The organism is Microbacterium horticulturae (genome assembly GCF_029094505.1).
Taxonomy (GTDB): Bacteria; Actinomycetota; Actinomycetes; order Actinomycetales; family Microbacteriaceae; genus Microbacterium; species Microbacterium horticulturae.
Genome location: NZ_CP119108.1, coordinates 2,026,764 through 2,048,479, shown reverse-complemented (window position 1 = coordinate 2,048,479; position 21,716 = coordinate 2,026,764). Strand labels below are relative to the sequence as shown.

24 protein-coding genes are annotated in these 21,716 nt (G+C 68.3%); 13 read left to right on the top strand and 11 right to left on the bottom strand.

The features are described from left to right. Window positions 1–213: 213 nt before the first annotated feature. Together PU630_RS09860 and PU630_RS09855 are read left to right on the top strand one after the other, a co-directional pair. Entirely contained in the window at window positions 214–975 is a 762-nt protein-coding gene (locus PU630_RS09860) for an SDR family NAD(P)-dependent oxidoreductase (protein WP_275276903.1), read from the top strand. 151 nt (window positions 976–1,126) lie between these two features. Continuing rightward, complete coding sequence (locus PU630_RS09855) at window positions 1,127–1,813, top strand: hypothetical protein (protein ID WP_275276902.1); 687 nt, start codon at window positions 1,127–1,129, stop codon at window positions 1,811–1,813. A gap of 62 nt (window positions 1,814–1,875) precedes the next feature. Here the strand turns inward: PU630_RS09855 and PU630_RS09850 are convergent, their stop codons facing one another. Further along, window positions 1,876–2,322 carry a VOC family protein gene (locus PU630_RS09850; protein ID WP_275276901.1) on the bottom strand — a complete coding sequence of 149 codons (447 nt, stop codon included), beginning with the start codon at window positions 2,320–2,322 and terminating at the stop codon, window positions 1,876–1,878. A gap of 104 nt (window positions 2,323–2,426) precedes the next feature. On the opposite strand from PU630_RS09850, the gene PU630_RS09845 reads away from it, so the two are divergent. Then, window positions 2,427–3,980: a GNAT family N-acetyltransferase gene (locus PU630_RS09845; RefSeq protein ID WP_275276900.1), complete on the top strand. Its 1,554-nt coding sequence runs from the start codon at window positions 2,427–2,429 to the stop codon at window positions 3,978–3,980. 31 nt (window positions 3,981–4,011) lie between these two features. On the opposite strand, the gene PU630_RS09840 is transcribed toward PU630_RS09845, so the two are convergent. After that, the gene (locus tag PU630_RS09840) at window positions 4,012–4,305 is read right to left on the bottom strand and encodes a DUF4287 domain-containing protein (RefSeq protein WP_275276899.1); all 294 of its coding nucleotides are present in this window, start codon (window positions 4,303–4,305) and stop codon (window positions 4,012–4,014) included. Between the two features lie 123 nt (window positions 4,306–4,428). On the opposite strand from PU630_RS09840, the gene PU630_RS09835 reads away from it, so the two are divergent. Then, window positions 4,429–4,947, top strand: coding sequence for an NUDIX hydrolase (locus tag PU630_RS09835; protein WP_343075839.1), 519 nt, complete (start codon window positions 4,429–4,431; stop codon window positions 4,945–4,947). 8 nt (window positions 4,948–4,955) lie between these two features. Here the strand turns inward: PU630_RS09835 and PU630_RS09830 are convergent, their stop codons facing one another. The 3 genes from PU630_RS09830 to PU630_RS09820 all read right to left on the bottom strand — a co-directional run bounded on the left by PU630_RS09830 (window position 4,956) and on the right by PU630_RS09820 (window position 7,082). Next, window positions 4,956–5,987 (bottom strand): S66 family peptidase, encoded by a 1,032-nt coding sequence (locus tag PU630_RS09830; RefSeq protein ID WP_275276897.1) that lies wholly within the window; start codon window positions 5,985–5,987, stop codon window positions 4,956–4,958. Window positions 5,988–6,015: 28 nt separating this feature from the next. Next, window positions 6,016–6,258 carry a type 1 glutamine amidotransferase family protein gene (locus tag PU630_RS09825; protein WP_275276896.1) on the bottom strand — a complete coding sequence of 81 codons (243 nt, stop codon included), beginning with the start codon at window positions 6,256–6,258 and terminating at the stop codon, window positions 6,016–6,018. A gap of 131 nt (window positions 6,259–6,389) precedes the next feature. Further along, window positions 6,390–7,082, bottom strand: a complete 693-nt coding sequence (locus PU630_RS09820) for a class I SAM-dependent methyltransferase (protein WP_275276895.1) — start codon at window positions 7,080–7,082, stop codon at window positions 6,390–6,392. Between the two features lie 118 nt (window positions 7,083–7,200). Between PU630_RS09820 and PU630_RS09815 the strand changes: the two genes are divergently transcribed. The 7 genes from PU630_RS09815 to PU630_RS09785 all read left to right on the top strand — a co-directional run bounded on the left by PU630_RS09815 (window position 7,201) and on the right by PU630_RS09785 (window position 11,688). Beyond that, window positions 7,201–7,923 carry a class I SAM-dependent methyltransferase gene (locus PU630_RS09815; RefSeq protein WP_275276894.1) on the top strand — a complete coding sequence of 241 codons (723 nt, stop codon included), beginning with the start codon at window positions 7,201–7,203 and terminating at the stop codon, window positions 7,921–7,923. A gap of 167 nt (window positions 7,924–8,090) precedes the next feature. Then, window positions 8,091–8,414, top strand: coding sequence for a YchJ family protein (locus PU630_RS09810; protein WP_275276893.1), 324 nt, complete (start codon window positions 8,091–8,093; stop codon window positions 8,412–8,414). Window positions 8,415–8,432: 18 nt separating this feature from the next. After that, entirely contained in the window at window positions 8,433–9,266 is an 834-nt protein-coding gene (locus tag PU630_RS09805; RefSeq protein WP_275276892.1) for a DNA-formamidopyrimidine glycosylase family protein, read from the top strand. A 64-nt stretch (window positions 9,267–9,330) separates the two neighbouring features. Next, window positions 9,331–9,684, top strand: coding sequence for a PadR family transcriptional regulator (locus PU630_RS09800; RefSeq protein ID WP_275276891.1), 354 nt, complete (start codon window positions 9,331–9,333; stop codon window positions 9,682–9,684). Next, window positions 9,684–11,039 carry a permease prefix domain 1-containing protein gene (locus PU630_RS09795; protein WP_275276890.1) on the top strand — a complete coding sequence of 452 codons (1,356 nt, stop codon included), beginning with the start codon at window positions 9,684–9,686 and terminating at the stop codon, window positions 11,037–11,039. The genes PU630_RS09800 and PU630_RS09795 overlap by 1 nt, the downstream gene beginning before the upstream one ends. A 36-nt stretch (window positions 11,040–11,075) precedes the next feature. After that, on the top strand, window positions 11,076–11,543 hold the full coding sequence (locus PU630_RS09790; RefSeq protein WP_275276889.1) for a methyltransferase family protein: 468 nt from the start codon (window positions 11,076–11,078) through the stop codon (window positions 11,541–11,543). Between the two features lie 22 nt (window positions 11,544–11,565). Next, window positions 11,566–11,688 carry a hypothetical protein gene (locus tag PU630_RS09785; RefSeq protein ID WP_275276888.1) on the top strand — a complete coding sequence of 41 codons (123 nt, stop codon included), beginning with the start codon at window positions 11,566–11,568 and terminating at the stop codon, window positions 11,686–11,688. 7 nt (window positions 11,689–11,695) lie between these two features. Here PU630_RS09785 and PU630_RS09780 read toward each other — a convergent pair whose 3' ends face one another. Further along, window positions 11,696–13,114, bottom strand: a complete 1,419-nt coding sequence (locus PU630_RS09780; RefSeq protein WP_275280069.1) for an MDR family MFS transporter — start codon at window positions 13,112–13,114, stop codon at window positions 11,696–11,698. 159 nt (window positions 13,115–13,273) lie between these two features. On the opposite strand from PU630_RS09780, the gene PU630_RS09775 reads away from it, so the two are divergent. Next, complete coding sequence (locus PU630_RS09775) at window positions 13,274–13,906, top strand: DUF1345 domain-containing protein (RefSeq protein ID WP_275276887.1); 633 nt, start codon at window positions 13,274–13,276, stop codon at window positions 13,904–13,906. Window positions 13,907–13,942: 36 nt separating this feature from the next. Further along, complete coding sequence (locus PU630_RS09770; RefSeq protein ID WP_275280068.1) at window positions 13,943–16,039, top strand: ABC transporter ATP-binding protein; 2,097 nt, start codon at window positions 13,943–13,945, stop codon at window positions 16,037–16,039. Between the two features lie 7 nt (window positions 16,040–16,046). On the opposite strand, the gene PU630_RS09765 is transcribed toward PU630_RS09770, so the two are convergent. The 5 genes from PU630_RS09765 to PU630_RS09745 are packed head-to-tail and all read right to left on the bottom strand — an operon-like array spanning window position 16,047 to window position 21,706. Next, the gene (locus PU630_RS09765; RefSeq protein ID WP_275276886.1) at window positions 16,047–17,180 is read right to left on the bottom strand and encodes a cysteine desulfurase family protein; all 1,134 of its coding nucleotides are present in this window, start codon (window positions 17,178–17,180) and stop codon (window positions 16,047–16,049) included. After that, window positions 17,180–18,034: a carboxylating nicotinate-nucleotide diphosphorylase gene (gene nadC, locus PU630_RS09760; protein ID WP_275276885.1), complete on the bottom strand. Its 855-nt coding sequence runs from the start codon at window positions 18,032–18,034 to the stop codon at window positions 17,180–17,182. Before nadC ends, PU630_RS09765 begins: the two co-directional genes overlap by 1 nt. After that, window positions 18,034–19,632, bottom strand: a complete 1,599-nt coding sequence (nadB, locus tag PU630_RS09755) for an L-aspartate oxidase (protein ID WP_275276884.1) — start codon at window positions 19,630–19,632, stop codon at window positions 18,034–18,036. Before nadB ends, nadC begins: the two co-directional genes overlap by 1 nt. Further along, window positions 19,629–20,972, bottom strand: coding sequence for a quinolinate synthase NadA (nadA, locus tag PU630_RS09750; protein WP_275276883.1), 1,344 nt, complete (start codon window positions 20,970–20,972; stop codon window positions 19,629–19,631). Before nadA ends, nadB begins: the two co-directional genes overlap by 4 nt. Further along, entirely contained in the window at window positions 20,969–21,706 is a 738-nt protein-coding gene (locus PU630_RS09745) for an NUDIX hydrolase (protein ID WP_275276882.1), read from the bottom strand. The genes nadA and PU630_RS09745 overlap by 4 nt, the downstream gene beginning before the upstream one ends. Window positions 21,707–21,716: the final 10 nt, after the last annotated feature.

Below are 21,716 nucleotides of genomic sequence, written 5' to 3'. Positions count from 1 at the left end.
CTGCTTCGGCGCGCGGGACCACGGCGGCGTGGACTACTTCATCGGCTGGTACCGCGAGTGCGAGATGCGCGCTCGTGACAAGGTGGTCACGGATGCCTTCCGCGTGGCGGAGCGCACGGCCCGGCGTCTTCGCGCCGGCGAATCGGGCCGTCCGGGTCGCGGGTCGCAGACCCGGGTAGATCCCCCGGGTACCAGATGAGAGGAGAGATCGCTATGAAGCTGGACGGAAAGGTGGCACTCGTCACAGGAGCCGCGAAAGGCATCGGCAAGGCTATTGCCGAGCTCTACGCCGAAGAAGGCGCGAAGGTCTTCCTGGCTGACGTCCTGGAAGCAGAGCTGGAAGCCACGGGCGAAGGCATCGTACGGGCCGGCGGGGTGGCCGAATGGATGAGGGCCGACGTGGCGAGGCTGGCCGACGTCGAGGCCATGATCGCTGCGGCCGTGGACGCCTTCGGAACGCTGGACATCTTGGTGAACAATGCGGGGGTCGTGGACAACTACGAACCTGCTCATCAGGTCAGCGAGAAGCAATGGAACCGGATCTACGACGTCAACATCCATGGCGTTCTGCGCGCCATGCGCAGTGCCGTGCCCATCTTCTTAGAGAAGGGTAGCGGCAACATCATCAATATCTCATCCATCTCAGGGCTTGTCGGCGGCGTCGGCGGGGCGGCCTACGTCTCGTCAAAATGGGCGGTTGTCGGCCTCACAAAGAACTCCGCCCATATGTACAACGGCACGGGCATACGGGTGAACGCCATATGTCCGGGCATGGTGGACACCGACATCCTGAAGACCATGCACGAATACACCGATTGGCCCGTAGTGCAGGAGATGCTGAAGACGGTTTCAGACCTTCCAATGGGGCGGCCCGAAGATATCGCAGCGCTGGCGCTGTACCTGGCTTCGGACAGTTCCAGCTTCATGAACGGCTCCATCGTCACCGCAGATGGCGGCATGACCGCCATGTCATAGTGTGACCTCTTGACCTGCGCTCGACACGACGGAGCGCCGCTCCGGAACCCCTTCGGCCAAACCCCGACTGGAGGAGATCGCGGTCCTGGTGTCTTCGTTCATCAGATCGGCGTTGACGGCTCCCGGTCGCGCATCTGCAAACATGAATGTCGTGTCCACAGCCAAGTTCAGTACGACCTTCGCCGGCCTCGCCCTGACCGCTCTCGCGCTCGCCGGGTGCACCGCCACCACAGCCGCCGACGCCGCCGGCAAGTCGCCCGAGGCACCCACCTCCGCAGCTATCGCTAACCCGGTCACCGAGGCGACACCGACGCCGGAGCCGACCGAGCCGGCAACCTGCGACGGCATGTCTGAGGTCGTCAGCTACGCCGATGACTGGAGCTGGGCGCGACAGGCACCTCTCCGAGATCTCGGCGCACGAGAGTTCGCGCAGGGCACGGTGACCTTCGACGACGGCAACCCCTCGACATACACTGTTGCGCCCGGCGACGTCCAGGCCGTCATTGCTGAACGGCTCTGCGCGTACCCGAGCCTCGACTCGATGAACCACACACGCATGATTCAGCCGGGCCAGGTGCTCTGGCTCAGCCCGAACCCCGACACTCCCTGGGTGCCGTTCTTCAACCCGATGGATGCGGAGGCCGGGTTCCAGCAGATCCCTTACCAGAACGCCATCACCGCGGCGGGCGCGGCGGTCGACGCAGGCGACGTTACCGCCGTCCGGGCGATTTGGAATGACACGCTCAAGGGCATGTTCACGAACCAAGACACCATCGACGCGGTCCAGAAGGTGGTCGACGCCGGCGACCTTGACGCGCTGCGACAGCTCTTCTCCTGAAACCAGCGCGCTCGGGGCCCCTCGGCTGCCCGTGTGACTTTTCCCCGCGTGGGGTCGCACCTTCACGACCCCACGCGTTCCACCGGTGCGGGCGCGCTCCTACGCGGAACGGCTGTCGCGAATCGGTCCCGGGCGTCCGCGGCGGTCGGGGTGAAGAAGTTGATCAGATTGCCATCGGGATCGCGGATGAGAAGTGAGCGATTCCCCCATGGCATGTCTGTCGGCGTGTTGACGAACACCATGGCGGAGTCGCGAAGAGTCGCGTAGGTCGCATCGACGTCGTCGACGAGGAAGTCCAGCATGATGCTGCGGTTTGAGCGAGCTTCTGCCGCGTCCTCGCCGAGCAAGGGGACCGTCGCCGAGCTGGCAATGGCGAGAGTGCCCGACGCGGTGCGGATCTCGGCGAACATCGGGTGCAATCGCTCGGCGGTGATGCCGGTGACCTTCTCGTAGAACGAGACGAGCGTGTCGACGTCGTCGGTGATGATGCGGGTGGCTGCCATGCGCATGGTGTCTCCTCAGTAATTCGCGTGACCCACGGTTCTGGGTATGGATCCGACGCTAGGACATATACCGGGCCGAAGCTATCCGGTATCGCATCTAGAATCGGAGAATGGCCGACACGACGGCGCGCGCGCTGCAGCTGCTCGATCTGCTGCAGTCTGCGCAGTTGCTCACTGTCGCGGACCTCGCCGGGCGCCTCGACGTGGACGAGAGGACTGTTCGCAGGGATGTCGCGCGTCTCGTCGAGCTGGGGGTGCCTGTCGAGACCGTGCGGGGGCGCTACGGCGGGTACCGGCTGGCCCCGGGCGAGCGCGTTCTCCCGTTGATGTTCACCAACGAGGAGGTGGTGGCGGTCTATCTCGGGCTGGCGCAGCTACAGGCGGAGTCGACCCGCCCGGAGGTCGCCGCGCAGACGGCGCTGTCGAAGATCACGCGAGCGCTTCCGGTGGCCGACGCACGGAGGATCAACGACCTGCTCGGAGTGATGACAGCGACTTCGGTGCGCACCGGGACTGCTCCGGACCCGGGTGTGATGCTGACGCTGGCCGACGCGGTGGATCGCGGTCGCGTTCTGGAGATGCGGTACCAGGGCCGCGGCATCCCCTCCACAAGAACGGTCCACCCCTCTGGTCTGATCGCGCACGAGGGTCGGTGGTATCTCGTGGCGTTCGATACGGGCGCTCAGGAAGAACGGACGTTCCGGGTGGACCGGATCCGTACGGTTCGGGCCACGCACGCGTCGTTCACACCGTCCCGCCGGCTCGACCTCGAGAGCCGCCTGCTCGATCATTTCGCCCGCGCACAGTATCGATGGAAGGTCGCACTGCGGATACGGGAGACCGAGGAGCGCATCCGCTTGCAGTTGCCGCGCAGTGTGGCGCGGCTCGAGAAGCTGGACGGCGACGGCTCCACGACGGGCGAAAACGGCCTGCCGTGGCATCGAGTCGAGATCAATGCTGAGCGTCTCGACTGGATACCACCGGTTCTCGCGGCTCTCGATTGCGAGGTGGTGATCGAGAGGCCGGAGGAGTTGCGCGAACGCGTGCGAGCGGTGGCCGTGAGGATGCTGCAGGTCGCAGATGGGCCGAGCCCCTCTCGCCGGCGGCGGAGCGCAGACATGCCTGCGGCGACCCGATCGTCGCCGTCGCTGCGACGGCTGTGCGCAGAGGACGCTCCGGCTGTGCTCGCCGCATTCGAGTCCGACGCCGACATGGTCCGCCAGGGCGATGTGGCGAGTCTGGCTGATGCCGAGCGGTATGTCGAACGGCTCATTGCGCCCGACTCGCCGCACGAGCCGTGGGCCGTCGCCGACGGCGATGTGCTGGTCGGACTCGTCTGCGTGACGGTCGACGATGAGAACAGGAACGGCTGGTTCTGGTACTGGATGACGGATGCCGCTCGCGGGCGCGGCTGGACGAGCAGAGCCGCCGCGACGGTGGCAGATTGGGCGCTCACCGTGCGAGGCCTGGAACGACTCGAGCTCGGCCACCGGGTGAACAACCCCGCGTCGGGCGCGGTCGCTCGCCACGCCGGCTTCGTCAAGGAAGGCACCGAGAGGGCGAAGTTCCTCATCGACGGGCGACGCATCGATGTCGACACCTACGGGCGGTTGCGGTCAGATCCCCGTCCCGTGTTCGAACCCTTGCCGATGGCCGGCGCGTAGCCGCTCGCCGTCAAGCGGGGGATGCCGTGGCTCAGTGCACAGGCTTGGTCGCTATGCCGTCCAGCCAGAGCGTGTCGGACTCGTCGCGGTGGACCCCATCGGAGCCGACGTGCTTGGTGTTGATCGTCGGCCCTTTCTGGATGACGTGCACCAGTGCCATGCCGTGCCCGCGGCCGAGGTCGTAGTCGTCCTTCAGCCATGACAGGATCGCGCCTGCCTTCACGCCGGGCGCATCGAGCCCCTTCTCACGGGCGATCTCGATGAGTTGTCGTGGTGTGAGTCCGGTCTTCTTCTCGATCGTGTCGAGGTAGGCCTGAAACGACATCCGATTCTCCTTCGCGTCCGTGAGTATCCATCGGTACTGTTCGGCAAGCCTACTGTCGGGCGTCCTCAGCGGCGGGTACCTCGACGCCATCGCTGATTCCACGGCATCCACCTCCGCCTGTATATGGCTGTATATGGCTGTATATGGCGTGGCCGATACGCTGAGTCGATGGGCCGACTGACGTTCGCGGGATCCGAGCAGCGACTCGTGCGCAAGGTCGTGGCTTATGTCGTTGATCAAGAACGTCTTCTCGTCTTCACTCACGACGACGTGCCTCTGGAGATCGCCGGCGTGCAGGTTCCGGCGGGGAGCATCGAGGCGGACGAAACACCGGAGCTGGCGGTCATGCGAGAGGTGTTCGAGGAGACGGGCCTGCGAACGCAGATCGTCCGTGACCTCGGCGTCGAGCGGTATGACATGTGGCCTTCGAAGCCTGAGCGTCACGAGCGACACTTCTTTCATCTCGCGCTCGTCGACGACGTCGTGCCCGAGAGATGGAGCGCCGGCGAAGAGTCGCCGTCGGACGGCGGGAATCCTCAGCGATGGACGTGCTGGTGGTTGCCGGTGCAGAACGGACACGTGCTGTGTGCGGGGTTCGGTGCGCGACTCGGGGAGATCCGTCTCCCGCGCGCGGTTGCGTGATCGCGAAATCACACGAGCATCTGCTCGAGCGAGCTGGGCCCGGCTCCGTGACGCACGCGACCGAGTGCTCCGTTCACGATCGGCATGAAGGGCTGCACATGCCCGCACTCGACGTCGCCGATGATCGGGATGCCCAGACCGCCGAGTGCATTGAGTATGGCCTCGTGCTGGCTCATCGTGGGCGCGTCGGGCGCGCGCGTCCTGCCTACGAGCACGGCATTGGCCCGATCGAAGAATCCGGCCAGACGCATGCCGTGCAGGTGACGGCAGGCCGTGAGTGCGTCCTCGTCGGCGACCTCGATGTACACGATGAGACCCTCGGGAGCGTACTCGTCGGCGAAGGCACCCAGGTCTGCGTATGGGGTGCCCGCGATGTTGCAGACCGTGTCGAGGCATCCACCGATCAAGCGGCCCGTGACGTCGATGGCGCCGCGGCCATCATCGAGGCGCTGCCATGCTCCGGCGGCGTCCAAGGTCATCTCCGAGACATCAGGCTGGGCGACGTAGTCATCCCATCCTTCGCTCCTGAAGCGGCCCGGTGGAACCTGGAGGATGGTGCTCCCCGCTTCTCTCGCGGTGATGTCGAGCCAGTCGAGCAGTCCGTTGGGTGCTCGATAGGGAGTGTCCATGAGGTTGTTGCCGTGCACGGTGGCAGCGCCGGTCAGCAGCGTCAGCGGGATGAGCAGCGTGGAGATATCGGAGAAGCCGATGAACCAGGTCGGTTCCGCGGTGCTGATCGCGTCCCAATCGAGCAGGGGAAGGAGATCGATCGCGAGGTCTCCGCCCCACGGCGGGATCACGGCCCGCACAGTGGGGTCGGTGAGGAAGGCGGTGAGTTCCCTGGCGCGATCGGCCGCCGGCGCGCTCACGTGCCGGGAACCGTCCATGCACGCGCCGACGGTGACCCGGAATCCGCGGTCGCGCAAGCCCGCCAGCGCGAACTCCAGCCGCGCCTGCTCAGCAGCCGTGACACCGCTCGACGGCGAGGTGACAGCGATCGTGTCGCCGCGGCGCAGCGGTGCGGGGTAGCGGATGGGCATCGCTCCATCATGGCAGGGGCGGTGGGGTCTACAGTGCTGCCGCGTCCTTCTGGGCTGTCTCCTTGGCGGAAGTGGGGTTCTGGCCGGTGATGAGTCGCCCGTCGGCCACCGCATATGAGACGAACGGGATCTTCGCCTTCTCGTAGAGGGCGCCCCGGCTCTTCATCTCCCCCTCGGCGTTGTACGGCACGAGCTTGTCGACGCGGGCGAGCACCTCTTCTTGCCAGGCGAAGCCGGTGAGCTTTCGCCCGTCGACGAGCAGCTCTGCCACGCTACGCACACGACAACGTCTTCGACGCGACGAAGTTCTCGCAGAGGTTCCCTTCGTTCCGCGTGACGACGTACCGCGAGGGGCTCGGTGTCATCGCGGACGAAGCAGAGTCTCCGAGGGCGTGACCCGCCTCACTTGTCGGCTCGCGCGCGCACTACGACGAAGATCGGGTCGGTGCGCAGGCGCTCATAACGCTCCGGTGCGAGGGCCCGCATCGCCTCGATGGGCTGTGGCTCGACCATCCGCTCCACGGTGAATCCGGCATCAATGATCTCGTTGATCACCGTGCTCATGGTCATGTGGCGGTACTCCATCGTCGCCTCGCCCAGGGCACGCGTGACCCAGCGCTCGTCGAAGTACGAGCCGCCGAAATAGCCCCAGTCGGCGGTGGGGTGGGTGGTCGAGAGAACGAGCCACCCGCCCGGCCGCAAGATGCGGCGGACCTCTCCGAGGAAGCGCTGACGGTCGTCGAGGTGGTGGATGACGAGTGCGCAGACCACGCCGTCCTGCGAGTCGTCGGCTAGGAAGGTCAGGGGCAAGTCGAGGTCGTGGTGCACGATCGCGGCAGCGGGCGCGGCGTGCGTTGCGATCTGAGCAAGCGCACTGCTGCCCTCGACTCCGGTTACGCGGGCCCCGGACGTGCTGAGGATCGCCGCGAGATGACCGGCGCCGCAGCCGAGGTCCGCGACATCCAATCCGTCCACGTCTCCGATCAGCGTGAGGACGGCGGGTCGCTCATGCAGAGCATTCAAGCCGTCGGCGCCGGCGCGTGCGGCGAAGATCCGACCAGCGTCGCCGTGATACGCCCTGTTTGACTCTGCCACAGCTCGAGTCTAGGAAAGATGGCGAAAGAGCTTTGCGCGTCGCATCGCGCGGCGACCCGTCGAGGGTTCGTGTACATGATCGGATAGAAGACCGAGCTGTCCAGACAGAGGGGCGTCCATGCGCGATTACGACCCGAGAATCGTCGACCTCTACGACGGCGACAACCCGGACGGGCCCGACCACGACCACTTCCGCGGTCTGGCAGATGAGATCGGTGCCCGACGCATTCTCGATGTGGGCTGTGGCACGGGCATCCTCACCGTGACGCTCGTGGATGAGGGTCGCGAGGTCGTGGGTGTCGATCCCTCGCCGGCGATGCTGGCATACGCGCGACGGCGAGAGGGTGCCGAGGCGGTGAGTTGGATCCACGGGGATGCCTCCGCCGCACCGGACGAGCCGTTCGACCTGGTCGTCATGTCGGGGAACGTGGCGCAGCACATTCCCGATCCCGACTGGTCGAGGGCGCTCGCCGACATTCGACGGGCCGCGCGTCATGGCGCGACGCTGGCATTCGAGAGCCGTAACCCGGCGGTTCGCATGTGGGAGCTCTGGCGCCAACCGACGGCGACGCGCAGAGAGACCATGCACGGCCTCCTTGAGGAGTGGTGCCAGGTCGAAGAACAGGGGAGCGGTCGAGTTCTTCTTCGCTCATTCAACAGGTTCGTATCAACCGGTGACACTGTCGTGCAGGAGGACGTGCTCACCTTCCGCGACGCCGAGACCGTGACCGCTCAGCTCGCAGATGCGGGATTCGCTGTCGCCGGCATCTGGGGTGATTGGCAGCGCACACCTTTCGACGGTATGCAGCCGATCATGGTGTTCGAGGCACGAGCGCGGTGACGGCGGGCGACGGCGCGGTACCCCGGATGCGGCAACCGCGCCGTCATGCCGTCACGGGAGCGCCGCGAACGCCTCCTTGGTGTCGTTGTACCAGCCCATCGACTTCTTTAGGTCGGCCCGATGCGTTCAGACAACCGAATCATCCCCTGTGCCGTTAGCCTCGAGACGTGGACGAACCCCGCACCGCCGAAGAGCTCATGCGCTCTCGATTCGCCGCGTTCCGAAACGGCGACGCCGCGTGGCTGCTGCGGACGTGGCATCCCACCACCCGCCCCGCAGAGCTCGATCTCGCCGACAATCCACGGTGGCGCGGTCTGCAGATCGTCGAGACCGTCGACGGGGGAGCCGGCGATGATCAGGGTGTCGTCGAGTTCCGAGCGACGTACCTGATCGAGGGCGGCGACATCGGCGTTCTGCACGAGCGATCGCGGTTCGTGCGCGAGGGCGGGCGCTGGTTCTACGTCGACGGAGACGTGCACGAGGCGGACTGACGGTGCCAGGATGCTGGTATGCCGGAGTCTCCCGAAGTGCAGGCGCTCGCCGAGCAACTCGACGAGCGGCTGGCAGGATCCCGCATCGACGCCGTCGACGTCGTCGAGTTCCGTGCGGTGAAGACTCGCTCACGGCTTCTGCCGACGCTCGTGGGCGAGCGGGTCGAAAGCGTGCGTCGGATCGGGAAGCACCTCGACATGACATTGGAGCGCGAGCACCTCGTCGTCTCCCTGGGTCGGCACGGCTGGGTCCGGTGGATGCCCACCGGCGTCGAGCCCGCCGAGACTACGGCCACCGACCCACCGGCCCTCGCGACGCTGACCTTCGCGGCGGGCACGGTCGAGTTCACCGACGCGGGCTCGTGGGTCTCTCTCGGGCTGTGGATCGTCGACGACCCGCAGGAGGTGCCGAGCGTCGCCAAGCTCGGTCCGGATCCGCTCGATCCCGGTTTCGCGCAGGAGACGGTGGATGCCGCGGTCACCGGCCGCCGCAAGCAGTTGAAGGCGATCCTGCAGGAGCAGGAGTCGTTCGCCGGCATCGGCAACGCGTACTCCGATGAGATCCTGCACCGGGCACGGCTGTCGCCGGTCGTGCACGGCGACAGGCTGCCGGCTGCCGAACGCGCGGAGCTCTTCGCGGCGATGCGCGACGTGTTGTCGGATGCGGTGACCGCGCGCCGCGGCATCCCGATCGACGAACTCAAGCAGTCGAAGACCGACGCGATGCAGGTGCACGGCCGCGGTGGTCAGGAGTGCCCCGTCTGCGGCGGCACGATCCGCGACTTCACGTTCGGCGGCACCACCGCGCAGCACTGCCCTGCGTGTCAGACCGGCGGCGAACTGCTGCGCTGATCGCGCGTGCACCGCCGATCGTGATACCTTGCAGCTCTAGATACCTAAGACTGTGAGGTATGCGATGCGCATAGGCAAGGATCTCGTCGCGGCGTCCGCGACACCGCTCGTGCTCGGCATCCTGGCCGACGGCGAGTCGTACGGCTATGCGATCCTGCAGCGGATCGGTGAGCTCTCGGGCGGACAGCTCGACTTCAGCGACGGCATGCTGTACCCGCTGCTGCACCGGCTGGAACGGCTCGGGCAGATCGAGTCGAGCTGGAACCAATCCGCGGCCGGACGCCCGCGCAAGGTGTATCGCCTGACCGCCGACGGCGAGGCGGCCATGGCCGAGCAGCGCCGGCAGTGGAGCGTCGTCAGCGACGCGCTGCGCAACGTGTGGCACAGTGGACCCTCGCTGTCGGTGGGGATGGTCTGATGGTCGGCGACATCGAGGCGCGCATCGGCGAGTGGCGCGGCTACCTCTCGCACCGCGCCGTGCTGCGGCCGGACGACGTTCAAGAGCTCGAAGGTCATCTCCGCGATCAGATCGAGGGTCTTTCATCGAAGGGGCTGAGCGACGACGAGTCGTTCCTCATCGCGGTGGGGCGGCTGGGCAAGATCGACGAGTTGTCGCGGGAGTACGCCCGCGAGCACTCCGACCGGCTGTGGAAGCAGCTGATCGGCCCCGATGAGAAGAGCGCGACCGCGCGGCAGGGGGAGCGACGAGGCTTCGTGCTCGCGCTCGTGATGGCTGTCGGGGCAGGACTCGCCGTCAAGTTGCCGTGGCTTCTCGGGCTGTGGGGCTACGACTCCGGTGACTTCATCCTGCGCAACGCGCCCGCGGTGGTGCTCGTCTTCCTCGCCGGTTATCTTCTGCTGCGGCGCAGGGCTTCGGTGCGTACGTGGATCGCGGTCGCCGTGCCCTTCGCCGTGGCGTTCACGGTGATGAACGCCTTCCCCTTCGTCCTGAACGGCATGACGCTGTTGCTCGCGGCCGTCCACATGATCGTCGGGCTGTGGCTGGCCACCGGCATCGCGTATATGAACGGCGCATGGCGCTCGCACACCGCACGCATGGACTTCCTCCGGTTCACGGGGGAGTGGTTCGTCTACCTCGCGCTGATCGCGCTGGGTGGTGGCCTTCTTGCCGGTCTGACCCTCGGCGTCTTCTCGGCGGTCGGGGCGAACCTGGACGTCTTTGTGAGCGAGTGGATGATCCCCTGCGGCGCCGCCGGAGCGGTGGTGATCGCAGCGTGGCTCGTGGAGATCAAACAGAGCGTCATCGAAAACATCGCCCCCGTGCTCACCCGGCTGTTCACCCCTCTGTTCACGGCCCTGCTGCTCGCTCTTATCGTGGCCGCCGGCATCCACGGCAGCTTCATCGAGGAGGGGCGCGAGCTTCTCATCCTCTTCGACATCGTGCTGCTCGTGGTCGCAGCACTTCTGCTGTACTCGATCTCGGCGCGTGACCCGCAGCAGCGGGTGACGTGGTTCGACCGGCTCCAGTTGGTGATGATCGTGGCCGCACTCGTGGTCGACGTCTTCGTGCTCGTCGCGCTCGCGGGGCGCATCGGTGAGTACGGTGCGAGCGCGAACAAGCTCGTGACGCTCGGGGTGAATCTCGTGCTGCTGGCCAACCTTGTCGGCGCCGGCTGGTGGCACCTGCGATTCATCACCGGTCGCGCGCCGTTCGCGGTCGTCGAGCGCTGGCAGACGGCCTACCTGCCGGTGTATGCGGCCTGGGCAGCGGTCGTCGTGCTGGTCATCCCGCCCGTGTTCGGCTTCGCCTGACGGGAGGGATGCTGCGGGCCGGCGTACCGTGGGGGCATGAGTGTCGACGACGAGAAGGTTGTACCACCCCCGATCGTTCTGATCGGCGCGGCCGGAGTGCAGACGCTGCTCACGCGGAAGCGGGAGTCGACCGCCGGCTCGCGCGTGGCGGCAGCGACGGTCGCCGCCGGCAGCGGTGCGCTTGCGGTCTGGGCGGTCGCGGCCCTGCGGCGACACGGCACCACGCTCACGCCGGAGCATCCCGAGCGCACGACCCGCCTGGTCACGGACGGCCCCTTCGCGTACTCGCGCAATCCGGTGTATCTGGCGCTGACGGGCCTGCTCGTCGCGCATGCGGTGCTCAAGCGCTCGTTCGCGGCTCTGGTTCCGGCCGCCGGGTTTCTCGCGGTCGTCGACCGTACCCAGGTGCCGCGCGAGGAACGGGCGCTGCGCTCACGCTTCGGCCGGCGTTTCGTGAAGTACCGGCGGTCCGTGCCGCGATGGCTCGGTGAGCCCGAGGCCTGAGAGAGCGGATTACGATGGGACCATGGCCACTGAGAACCTGCCCACCCCGACCCTGCAGCCCGTCCCGACCGACGCGAAGCTGCTCACGGTGATCGACGAAGGCGCCTCCTGCTGCGGCGCCGACGGGTGCTGCTCGATCGACTGACAGCTCGTCAATGGGCGACGTGCGTGTCGGCCCCGCTCTCGTCGGGCTTGCGGATGAAGAAGCTGAGCGCCACGGCCGCCAGCGAGATGCATGCCGCGATGAGGAATGCCAACCGCGCACCTGACGCCCCGGCGCTCGCCGTGTCGAGTCCGACCGACTGTCCGGAATGCAACAGCGACGCATAGGTGACGGTGAGCACGGCCACGCCGGCGGCCCCGGCCACCTGCTGCAGAGTGTTCAGCACGGCCGAGCCGTGCGAGTACAGATGGCGGTCGAGCGAGCCGAGCGACGCAGAGAACAGTGGCGTGAAGGATGCCGCCAGCCCCACCGACATCACTGTCTGCGCGACGATGAGGGCCCACCACGGCGTGTTCTCGCCGACCGTGGCATAGAAGAACAACGACCCCGCCACCATGATCGTGCCCGGCACCAGCAGCGTCTTGGGTCCGCGGGCATCATAGATGCGGCCGATCAGCGGTGCCATGACGCCCATCAGAATGGACCCGGGCAGCAGCGTCAGCCCGGACTCGAACGCGTCGAGGCCGACGACGTTCTGCAGGTACTGCGGCAGCAGCGTCAAGGTCCCGAACATCGAAAGCGCGAGCACCGACATCACAATCACCGAGACGGTGAAGTTCGCTGAGCGGAAGACCCGCAGATCGAGCAGTGCGTCGTCGACCCGCGCCAGCACGAGTTGGCGCCATACGAAAAGGCCGAGAGCCGCGATGCTGACCACGAGCGCGACCACACCGGTGGTCGCCGCTCCGCTTCCTTCGCCACCGAACTGGCTCAGGCCGAACACGATGCCGCCGAAGCCGAGCGCCGCAAGGGGGATCGACAACACATCGAGCGGAAGCCGGCGGGTCTCGTTGAGGTTCGTCATCCACTTCATGCCGACGGCCAGTGCCACGAGCGCGATCGGCAACACGATGCCGAACAGCCAGCGCCAACTGAGGTGGTCGAGCACCGCACCGGCTGCCACCGGGCCGATCGCCGGCGCGAGCGAGATGACCATGCCGACACGGCCCATCATGCGGCCCCGCGACGCTGCAGGCACGACATCCATGATCGTCGTCATCAGCAGCGGCAGCATGACACCGGTACCCGCCGCCTGGATCACCCGCCCGGCCAGCAGCACCACAAAGCCCGGCGCGAGAAGGCATACGAGTGTGCCCAGCGAAAAGGCGATCATCGCCGCCAGGAAGATCCGACGTGTCGTGAACCGCTGCAGCAGGAAGCCTGTGGTGGGAATCACCACCGCCATCGTCAACATGAACGCACTCGTCATCCACTGACCGAGTTCGGGGGGCAGGCCCAGGTCGGCGTTCAGGTGCGGGATGGCGATGCCCATGGTCGTCTCGTTGAGGATGGCGACGAAGGCGGCCCCCAGCAGCAGCCAGACCACCCGCGATTGCTCGTGGGTCATGCCGGACGATGAGACGGTGGTGTTCGTGTCGGTGACGGCCACGGGACTCCTGTCAATCAACGAGGGGGAGGTTGAACGCTGCACGAGCTCGGAAGCGAACCTTCAGGATAACGGCGGGGTACGACACCGCATTCCCGATTCACGTGCCAGCATGACGACATGACTGCACCGGCATGGCATGCCCGGGTCGCACTGCGCGGCGTGGTCGCGCTCGTCATCGGCGCGATCGTGTGTCTCGGCCTGGTGGCCTGGCTCGGTGTGGCTGCGGCGCTCCTGGCCGGCTGGGGTGTGACGGCCCTCGTCGCGGCGGGCTGGTCGCTGCTCGTGATCTGGCCGATGGATGCCGCGGCCACGCGCGCGCACGCGACAGCAGAGGACCCCGGCCGCCGTACCAGCCGGGTCATCGTGCTGCTGGGCAGCGTCGCGAGCATCGCGGCGGTGGTGGTCGTGCTCATCCAGCATCGCGCGGCGCAGGGCGGTATGGCGTTCGCGCTGGCCGGGATCGCCCTGGCCAGCGTGGCGGCGTCATGGCTGGCGATCCAGGCGGCGTACGTGCTGCGCTTCGCTGACGAGTTCTACTCCGATCCAGTCGGCGGCATCGAGTTCGCCGAAGACCCCGCGTACACCGACTTCGTTTACGTGTCGTTCGGTGTCGGACTGACCTACCAGGTCGCTGACACGAACCTCACCACGAACCGCATGCGGCGCATCGTGATCGGTCAGTCGCTGCTGGGCTACCTGTTCGGCGCGGTCATCCTGGGAACCGTGATCAATCTGCTCGCGGGCCTGTGAGCGGCATCCGCCCCTCGTTAGGCTGACCGCGTGAGCATGGGCGGCCGGGGCGGCGGCGGATTCCGCGGAGGCGACATCGAGGCGCAGCGAAAGCGCAACGCCGAAGCACCGCACATCGCGCACCTCGGGCGCCGCATCGTGGCGATGTTCCGCCCGTACATTATTCGCATCGTGATCACGGGGCTGCTCGTGATCGTGGGAGCCGCGATCGCCGTGGTGCCGCCCCTGATCGTCCAGCGCGTCTTCGACGACGCACTGTTCCCGACCGCCGGCGGCGGCCCCGACCTGGGGCTGCTGGTGCGGCTCGTGATCTTCATGGTCGCGCTGTTCCTGCTCTCCGCCGCGCTCGGGATCGCGCAGGCCTGGCTGACCTCGACGGTGGGCAACAGTGTGACCGGCGACCTGCGCGTGCGGCTGTTCGAGCACCTGCAGGCGATGGAGCTGGGTTTTTTCACACGGACCAAGACCGGCGTCATCCAGTCGCGCCTGCAGAACGACGTCGGCGCGGTGTCGGGGGTGCTCACCAACACCGTGACGAGCATCATCGGCAACATCGTCACCGTCATCGCATCGCTGGTCGCGATGATCCTCATCGACTGGCGTCTGACGATCATCGCCGTCATCCTGATGCCGATTCTCGCCCTCGTGCAGCGCCGGGTCGGCCAGGTGCGGGCGCGCATCGCCGCGCAGACGCAGGAGTCGCTGTCGGAGCTGACCGCCATCACGCAGGAGACCCTGAGCGTCTCGGGCATCCTGCTGTCGAAGTCGTTCAACCGGCAGCGCACCGAGTCGGCCCGCTACCGCGACGAGAATGGCAATCAGATCCGCCTGCAGGTGCGCCGGGCCATGAGCGGTCAGGGATTCTTCGCCGTGGTCTCGGTGCTCATCTCGAGCGTCCCCGCCGTCATCTACCTCGTGGCGGGGTGGCTCATCGCTGGGGGAGCGGGAGCGATCACCGCCGGAACCATCGTCGCCTTCACAACGGTGCAGGCGCGGCTCCTGCAGCCGCTCATGGGGCTCATGCGGGTCGCGCTCGACCTGCAGACCTCGGGTGCGGTGTTCGCCCGGATCTTCGAGTACCTCGACCTGCAGCCGGCGATCGCCGATGCGCCCGACGCGGTGCCGGTGCCCGTGGGGGCCGCCGGCACCGTCCGCTTCGACGGCGTCGTGTTCCGGTACCCGGACGCGTCGGCCGGCACCCGGCCGACCCTCGATGGCGTCTCGTTCACCGCCGAGCCCGGGCAGCACGTCGCGTTCGTGGGCCCCTCGGGGGCCGGCAAGACGACGATCCTGTACCTCACGCCGCGTCTGTACGAAGCGTCGGGCGGCACCGTGCTGTTCGCGGGCGAGGATGTGCGCCGCCTGACCATGGAATCGATCATCGACAATGTCGGGATCGTGTCGCAGGAGACCTACCTGTTCCATGCGACCATCCGCGAGAACCTCCGCTACGCGAAGCCCGATGCGAGTGACGACGAGATCTACGAGGCGTGCCGGGCCGCCAACATCCACCACATCATCGCGGGTTTCGAGGAGGGCTATGACACCGTCGTCGGCGAGCGCGGCTACCGGCTGTCGGGCGGCGAGAAGCAGCGCATCGCCATCGCGCGGGTACTGCTGAAAGACCCGCCCGTGCTGCTGCTCGATGAGGCGACCTCGGCGCTCGACACGGTATCGGAGCGCATCGTGCAGGAGGCCCTGGAAGCCGCTGCCCGCGGCCGGACGACGCTGTCGATCGCACACCGGCTGTCGACCGTGATCGGCGCGGACATGATCCATGTGGTCGATGCGGGCCGCATCGTGGAGTCCGGCACGCACAGCGAGCTGCTCGCGCAGAACGGCCTGTATGCCGAACTGGCCGCGCAGCAGCTGGCGGCCAGTCGGGTCCTCGAGACGGAGGACCAGGATGCCGCAGCTGAGCCGGTCGGACATCCGCAGCGTCGGGCCGATCGGGCTCCGGACGACGAGCCCGAGATCGCCGGTGAAGAAGAGGGGCCGCGGCACGGCAGGGGCCGAGGGCGCCACGAGCGGGCGCCGGAGACGATCCCGATCTCGGTGGCCGCCGAGCTCGTCGCCGAGGCCGACGCTTCGCGGTGGCCGCCAGCGCTGGGCGACACGCAGCCGCGACCCTGAGGGCTGGTCAGCCGGTGACGGCAGCGACGGACGCCGCGACGGCGTCGGCCACCGGGTCCAGACTCTGCCGCCACCCGTGCGGGAGCGTGAACCGCACGGAGGTCTGCGCGGTCTGGCGGTCGATGCCCATGGCAGTCAGCACGTGCGACGGCTCGTCGGCGCCCGCCGCGCACGCCGAGCCGGACGACGAGACGATCCCGCGCCGCTCGAGCTCGAGGAGCACCGCCTCACCGCTCGTGCCGGCGAACGTGAACGACGCCGTGCACGGCAGGCGGTGCACAGGGTCGCCGGTCAGCCGTGCCTGGGGCACCGCGCTCAGCACGCGCGCGACGAACGCGTCGCGCAGCGCGGCGACGGCGACAGCATCCTCTTCCCGTTCCGCTTCGGCCAGCTCGAGGGCCACAGCCAGCGCGACGGCCCCGGCGACGTTCTCGGTGCCGCTGCGGCGGCCACGCTCTTGTCCGCCGCCGTGAACGAGCGGCTCGAGCGGCACGCGTCCGCGTACGGCGAGGGCACCCGTGCCCTTGGGTGCACCGAGCTTGTGGCCGGCGATCGAGAGCGCATCGGCGCCGGTGCCGGCCAGGGGCAGCCAGCCCGCGGCCTGCACGGCGTCGAGATGGAGCGGGATGCCGCGGCCCCGGCACGCCTCGGCAAGGGCGGCAACATCCTGCACCGTGCCCACCTCGTTGTTCGCGTACCCGATCGACGCCAGCGCCGTGTCGTCGCGCAACGCGGCGGCGACCTCGGCGGGGTCGACCCGGCCGACCTCGTCGACCGGCACGAGTGTCACCGCGAACCCGTGCACGCGCTGCAGGTACTCGGCCGATCGGAGCACCGCCTCGTGCTCGACGGGAAGCGTCACGAGATGACGCGCACCGCGGTTCAGCAGCGCGGCGAGGGCGATGCCCTTTATAGCGAGGTTGTCGGCCTCGGTGCCGCCCGAGGTGAAGACGATGTCGCCGGCGCGCATGCCGAGTACCCGTGCGACGCGGGCGCGGGCGTCATCGAGCGCGCGGGCGGCGGCTTCGCCGACGGTGTGGTGACTCGACGGGTTGCCGAACGCCCGTGTGAGGTAGGGGGTCATCGCCTCGAGCACCTCCCTGCGCACCGGAGTGGTGGCGGCGTTGTCGAGGTACAGCATCAGAGCCCGACGTGCAGATCGAGCCCGAGGTCGACGGCGTGCGCGCCGTGGGTGAGCGCGCCTACCGAGATCACGTCGACGCCGGTCTCGGCGATGGCGCGCACGGTGTCGAGGTTCACTCCGCCCGACGCCTCGACGATCGCGCGGCCGGCCACCAGCGCGACACCCTCGCGCAGCTCGTCGGGCGTGAAGTTGTCGAGCATGATCGTGCCGATCCCCGCGGCGAGCACCGGTTCGATCTGGTCGATGCGGTCGACCTCGACCTCGATGTGCGTGGTGTGCGGCAGTCGGGACTTCGCCTGCTGCAGCGCCTCGGTGACGCTCAGCCCCTGGGCGGTGAGCACGCCGAGGTGGTTGTCTTTGGCCATCACGGCGTCCGACAGCGAGTACCGGTGGTTGTGCCCGCCGCCGCAGACGACGGCGTGCTTCTCGAACGCGCGCAGGCCCGGTGTGGTCTTGCGCGTGTCGACCACGCGGGCCTGTGTGTGGGCCACTTCGGCGACGTAGCGGGCGGTCAGGGTGGCGATGCCACTCATACGCTGCACGAAGTTGAGTCCCACCCGCTCGGCGGTCAGCACAGAGCGCGCAGGACCGGTGACGGTGGCCAGCACGTCGCCGGGGGCGAAGGTCGTGCCGTCTTCGCGGGCGAGGTCGACCCGGACGCGCGGATCGGTCAGCCGGAACGCGGCAGCGAACACCTCACCGCCGGCGAACACCCCCGCTTCGCGCGCGACGAGCTCGGCGGACGCCGTGGCGGCCTCGGGGATCAGCGCCTCGCTCGTGGCGTCGCCCCACGGGGCGTCTTCGGCCAGTGCAGCGGCGACGGTGCGGTCGATCTGGGCGGTGGTGAGCATCAGCGGGTCTCCTGGAGAATGCGCGCAGAACTCCGCTGATCCGCGGTGCTCGGCAGCGGTTCGCGGCGTATCGGGGCTGTGGCGTCGTGTTCTGGATGAGTTCCGAACGCCGCCTCATCGCGGCGGAAGTGCGCGCCGAGCGAAGAGCGGCGGGTGGATGCTGCGGCCACGACTGCGGCCGCGAGCTGCAGGAGGTTTTCGTCCTCGTGCTCGTGGACCGTGCGCGGGGCACGTGGCTGCGCGCGCCATGCAGCGATCGTCGAGGCCGCGTGGGCCAGGCCCGCGGCATCCCGTACCAGCCCCGCGTCGGCCCACATCAACTCCTGCAGCGCGGCTCGGGTGAAGGGCGCGGCGTCGTCGAGCGGGGCGACCGGAGCGGTGGCGGCCTGTGGCACGACGGCAGGCCAGGTGTGGGATGCCGCATCCGCCGCGATAGCGTCGCCGCAGCGTGCGCCGAACACGGCGCCTTCGAGCAGCGAGTTCGAGGCGAGCCGGTTCGCGCCGTGCACGCCCGTGCGGGCGCACTCGCCGACGGCATACATACCGGGCAGGGTCGTGCGGCCGGCCAGGTCGGTGCGCACGCCACCCATGAGGTAGTGGGCGGCGGGCGTCACCGGGATCGGCTCGCGCGCCCAGTCCAGGCCGCGTGCGCGTACGGCTGCGTCGATGGTGGGAAAGCGGCGGGCGAGGAACGCCGAGGTGTCGCCCGCGCCGATGCCGGTCGCGTCCAGCAGCACCGGCCGGCCGTCCTGCTGCGCCATCGTGCGCGCCACCGCGCGGGCGACGACGTCGCGCGGGGCGAGCTCGCCGTCGGGGTGCGCGTCGAACGCGAACCGGTGGCCGTGCTCGTCGAGCAGCACCGCGCCCTCGCCGCGCACGGCCTCCGATACCAGGAAGGGCGTGCCGGCAGCGAGCACGGTCGGATGGAACTGCACGAACTCGAGGTCGGCCGCGGCAGCCCCCGCACGCAGCGCTGCGGCGATGCCGTCGCCCGTCGCCACCGAAGGATTCGTGGTGTGGGCGTACAGCTGTCCGGCGCCTCCGGTGGCCAGCACCACCGCGTCGGCGGGCAGGAGCGCGGGGCTGCCCGCGACGAGAAGTTCGACACCGGTGACCCGATCGGGCGATGTGACGAGTTCGACGAGGTACGCGTGCTCGAGGATACGCACGCCACTGGCCCGCAGACGTTCGACGAGCGCCCGCTCGATCTCGCGGCCGGTTGCGTCGCCGCCCGCGTGCAGGATGCGGGGAAAGGAGTGCGCGGCCTCGAGGCCCTGCACGTACGACCCGTCGGCGTTGCGATCGAAAGCGACGCCGGCGGAGACCAGCTCGTCGATTCGCGCCGGAGCGTCGCCCACGAGCGCCCGGATGGCGCTCAGATCGCCGACGGCCGCGCCGGCGGCGACCGTGTCGTGCACGTGATCGGCGAACCGGTCGGCCGGGTCGGTGACGGCGGCGATGCCGCCCTGTGCGTGCGTGGTCGCCGACTCGCCGAGAGCGGCTTTGGTGACCAGCGTCACTGCACAGCCGTTCGCTTCTGCGTGCAACGCCGCGGTGATGCCGGCGATGCCCGCGCCGACCACGACGACGCTCGTCACGACGCGTTCTCCCAGGCGGCCGCGGGCGCGGCCGGCGGCTTGGCGGCCAGCATCCGCTCGAGCGCGACGCGCGCGTGCACGGCGACGTCTTCGGGCACGGTGATGCGATTGCGCACGTCCCCTTCGAGCAGACCCTCCAGCACCCAAGCGATGTAGCCGGGGTGGATGCGGTACATCGTCGAGCACGGGCACACGACGGGGTCCAGACAGAAGATCGTGTGCTGCGGGTTCTGCGCGGCCAGTCGCTGCACGAGGTTGATCTCGGTGCCGATCGCGAACACAGTGGGCTCGGTCGCCGCCTCGATCGCCGTGCGGATGTAATCGGTCGAACCCGATTCGTCTGCGGCATCCACCACCGGAGCCGGGCACTCCGGGTGCACGATCACGCGCACTCCGGGGTAGTCGCTGCGCGCCTGCGCGATCTGGTCGACGGTGAAGCGGCGGTGCACCGAGCAGAAGCCGTGCCAGAGAATCACCCGGGCGTCCTGCAGTTGGTCGGCCGACGACCCGCCCAGCGGCTGCCGCGGGTTCCACATCGGCATCTGCTCTGCGGTGACTCCCATGGCCTTCGCGGTGTTGCGACCGAGGTGCTGGTCGGGAAAGAAGAGCACCCGCCGACCCTGCTCGAACGCCCACTCGAGCACCGTGCGTGCGTTCGACGACGTGCAGACGATGCCGTTGTGCCGGCCGACGAAGCCCTTGATCGCCGCGGAGGAATTCATGTACGTGACGGGGATGACCGGGAGGAGCCCCTCGGCATCCCGGGTGTCGAGATCGCCGTACAGGTCGGTCAGCTGTTCCCAGCACTCCTCGACCTCGTCGATCGAGGCCATATCGGCCATGGAACAGCCGGCGGCGAGGTTCGGCAGAATGACGGCCTGGTGGGGTCCCGAGAGCATGTCGGCCGTCTCGGCCATGAAGTGCACACCGCAGAAGACGATCGCCTCGGCCTCGGGATGCGCCTTGGCCGCCTTCGCGAGCTGGAACGAGTCGCCGAGGTAGTCCGCGTGCACGACGACCTCTTCGCGCTGATAGAAGTGCCCCATGATCAGCACGCGGTCGCCGAGCTTCTCCTTCGCTGCCCGTACCCGCTCGGCGAGTTCGTCGGCGCCGGCGTCGCGGTACTCCTGCGGCAGCCCGCCCTGCTGGGGCGCGCCGGTCGGGATGACATCGCCCATCGAGGCGCCCGGACCGTAACCGGGCACCGGGTCGAAGTCCCACGGGGCGGCGACGAGGTCCATCGTGCAGGCCTCTTGGTCGACGGTGCCCGCGGCGATCTGCGTGAGCACGTGGTCGACCGAGGCGTCGGGTGCGGTCAGCGGCAGGGGGGTGGGGGTCATCGCTCCTCGTTCCGGTCGGTCGTATCTGTATCTGTGGGGGTGGGGATGGGGCCGCGCGCGGCGAGCTCGATGGCGCCGTCGTAGCGGTACAGGCGTGCCGGCCGGTGGCTGCCGGTACGGAAGCGCTCGGTGGGGATGAGCGTTCCCGAGGCCTCGATCTGCCGGCGGAAATTCGCCGGGTCGAGCTTGCGCCCGAGGATCGACTCGTGCACCTCGCGCAGATCGGCGAGGGTGAACTCGTCGGGCAGCAGGCCGTGTGCGATGCGCGCGTAGCCGACCTTGTTGCGCAGCCGCCACAGGGCGTAGTCGACGATCGTGTTGTGGTCGAACGCCAGGCGAGGGAGGTCTTCGGCAGCGAACCACTGCACGTTCTCCGGCGCGGTGCCGTCGGCTTCGTGCGCCGCGCGCTGCTCGTCGACCTGGTCCTGGCGCAGCAGTGCCCAGTAGACGATCGACACCACGCGTGTGGGGGAGCGGTCGACGTCGCCGAACGCGTACAGCTGCTCCAGATAGCTGGGTGCGAGCGCCGTCGTCTCGGCGAGGGTGCGGGATGCCGCGGCATCCAGCCCTTCCGTCTCGTCGAACCAGCCGCCGGGCAGCGCCCACAGGCCCTCGAAGGGATCGCGGGTACGCCGTACGAGCGGCAGAGCGAGCGTCGCTCCCTCGGGTGAGGGGCGCAGCGTGAAGATCACCGTGGAGACGGCGACGCGGATATCGGGGGATGTTCTGGTCATGGTGACTTTA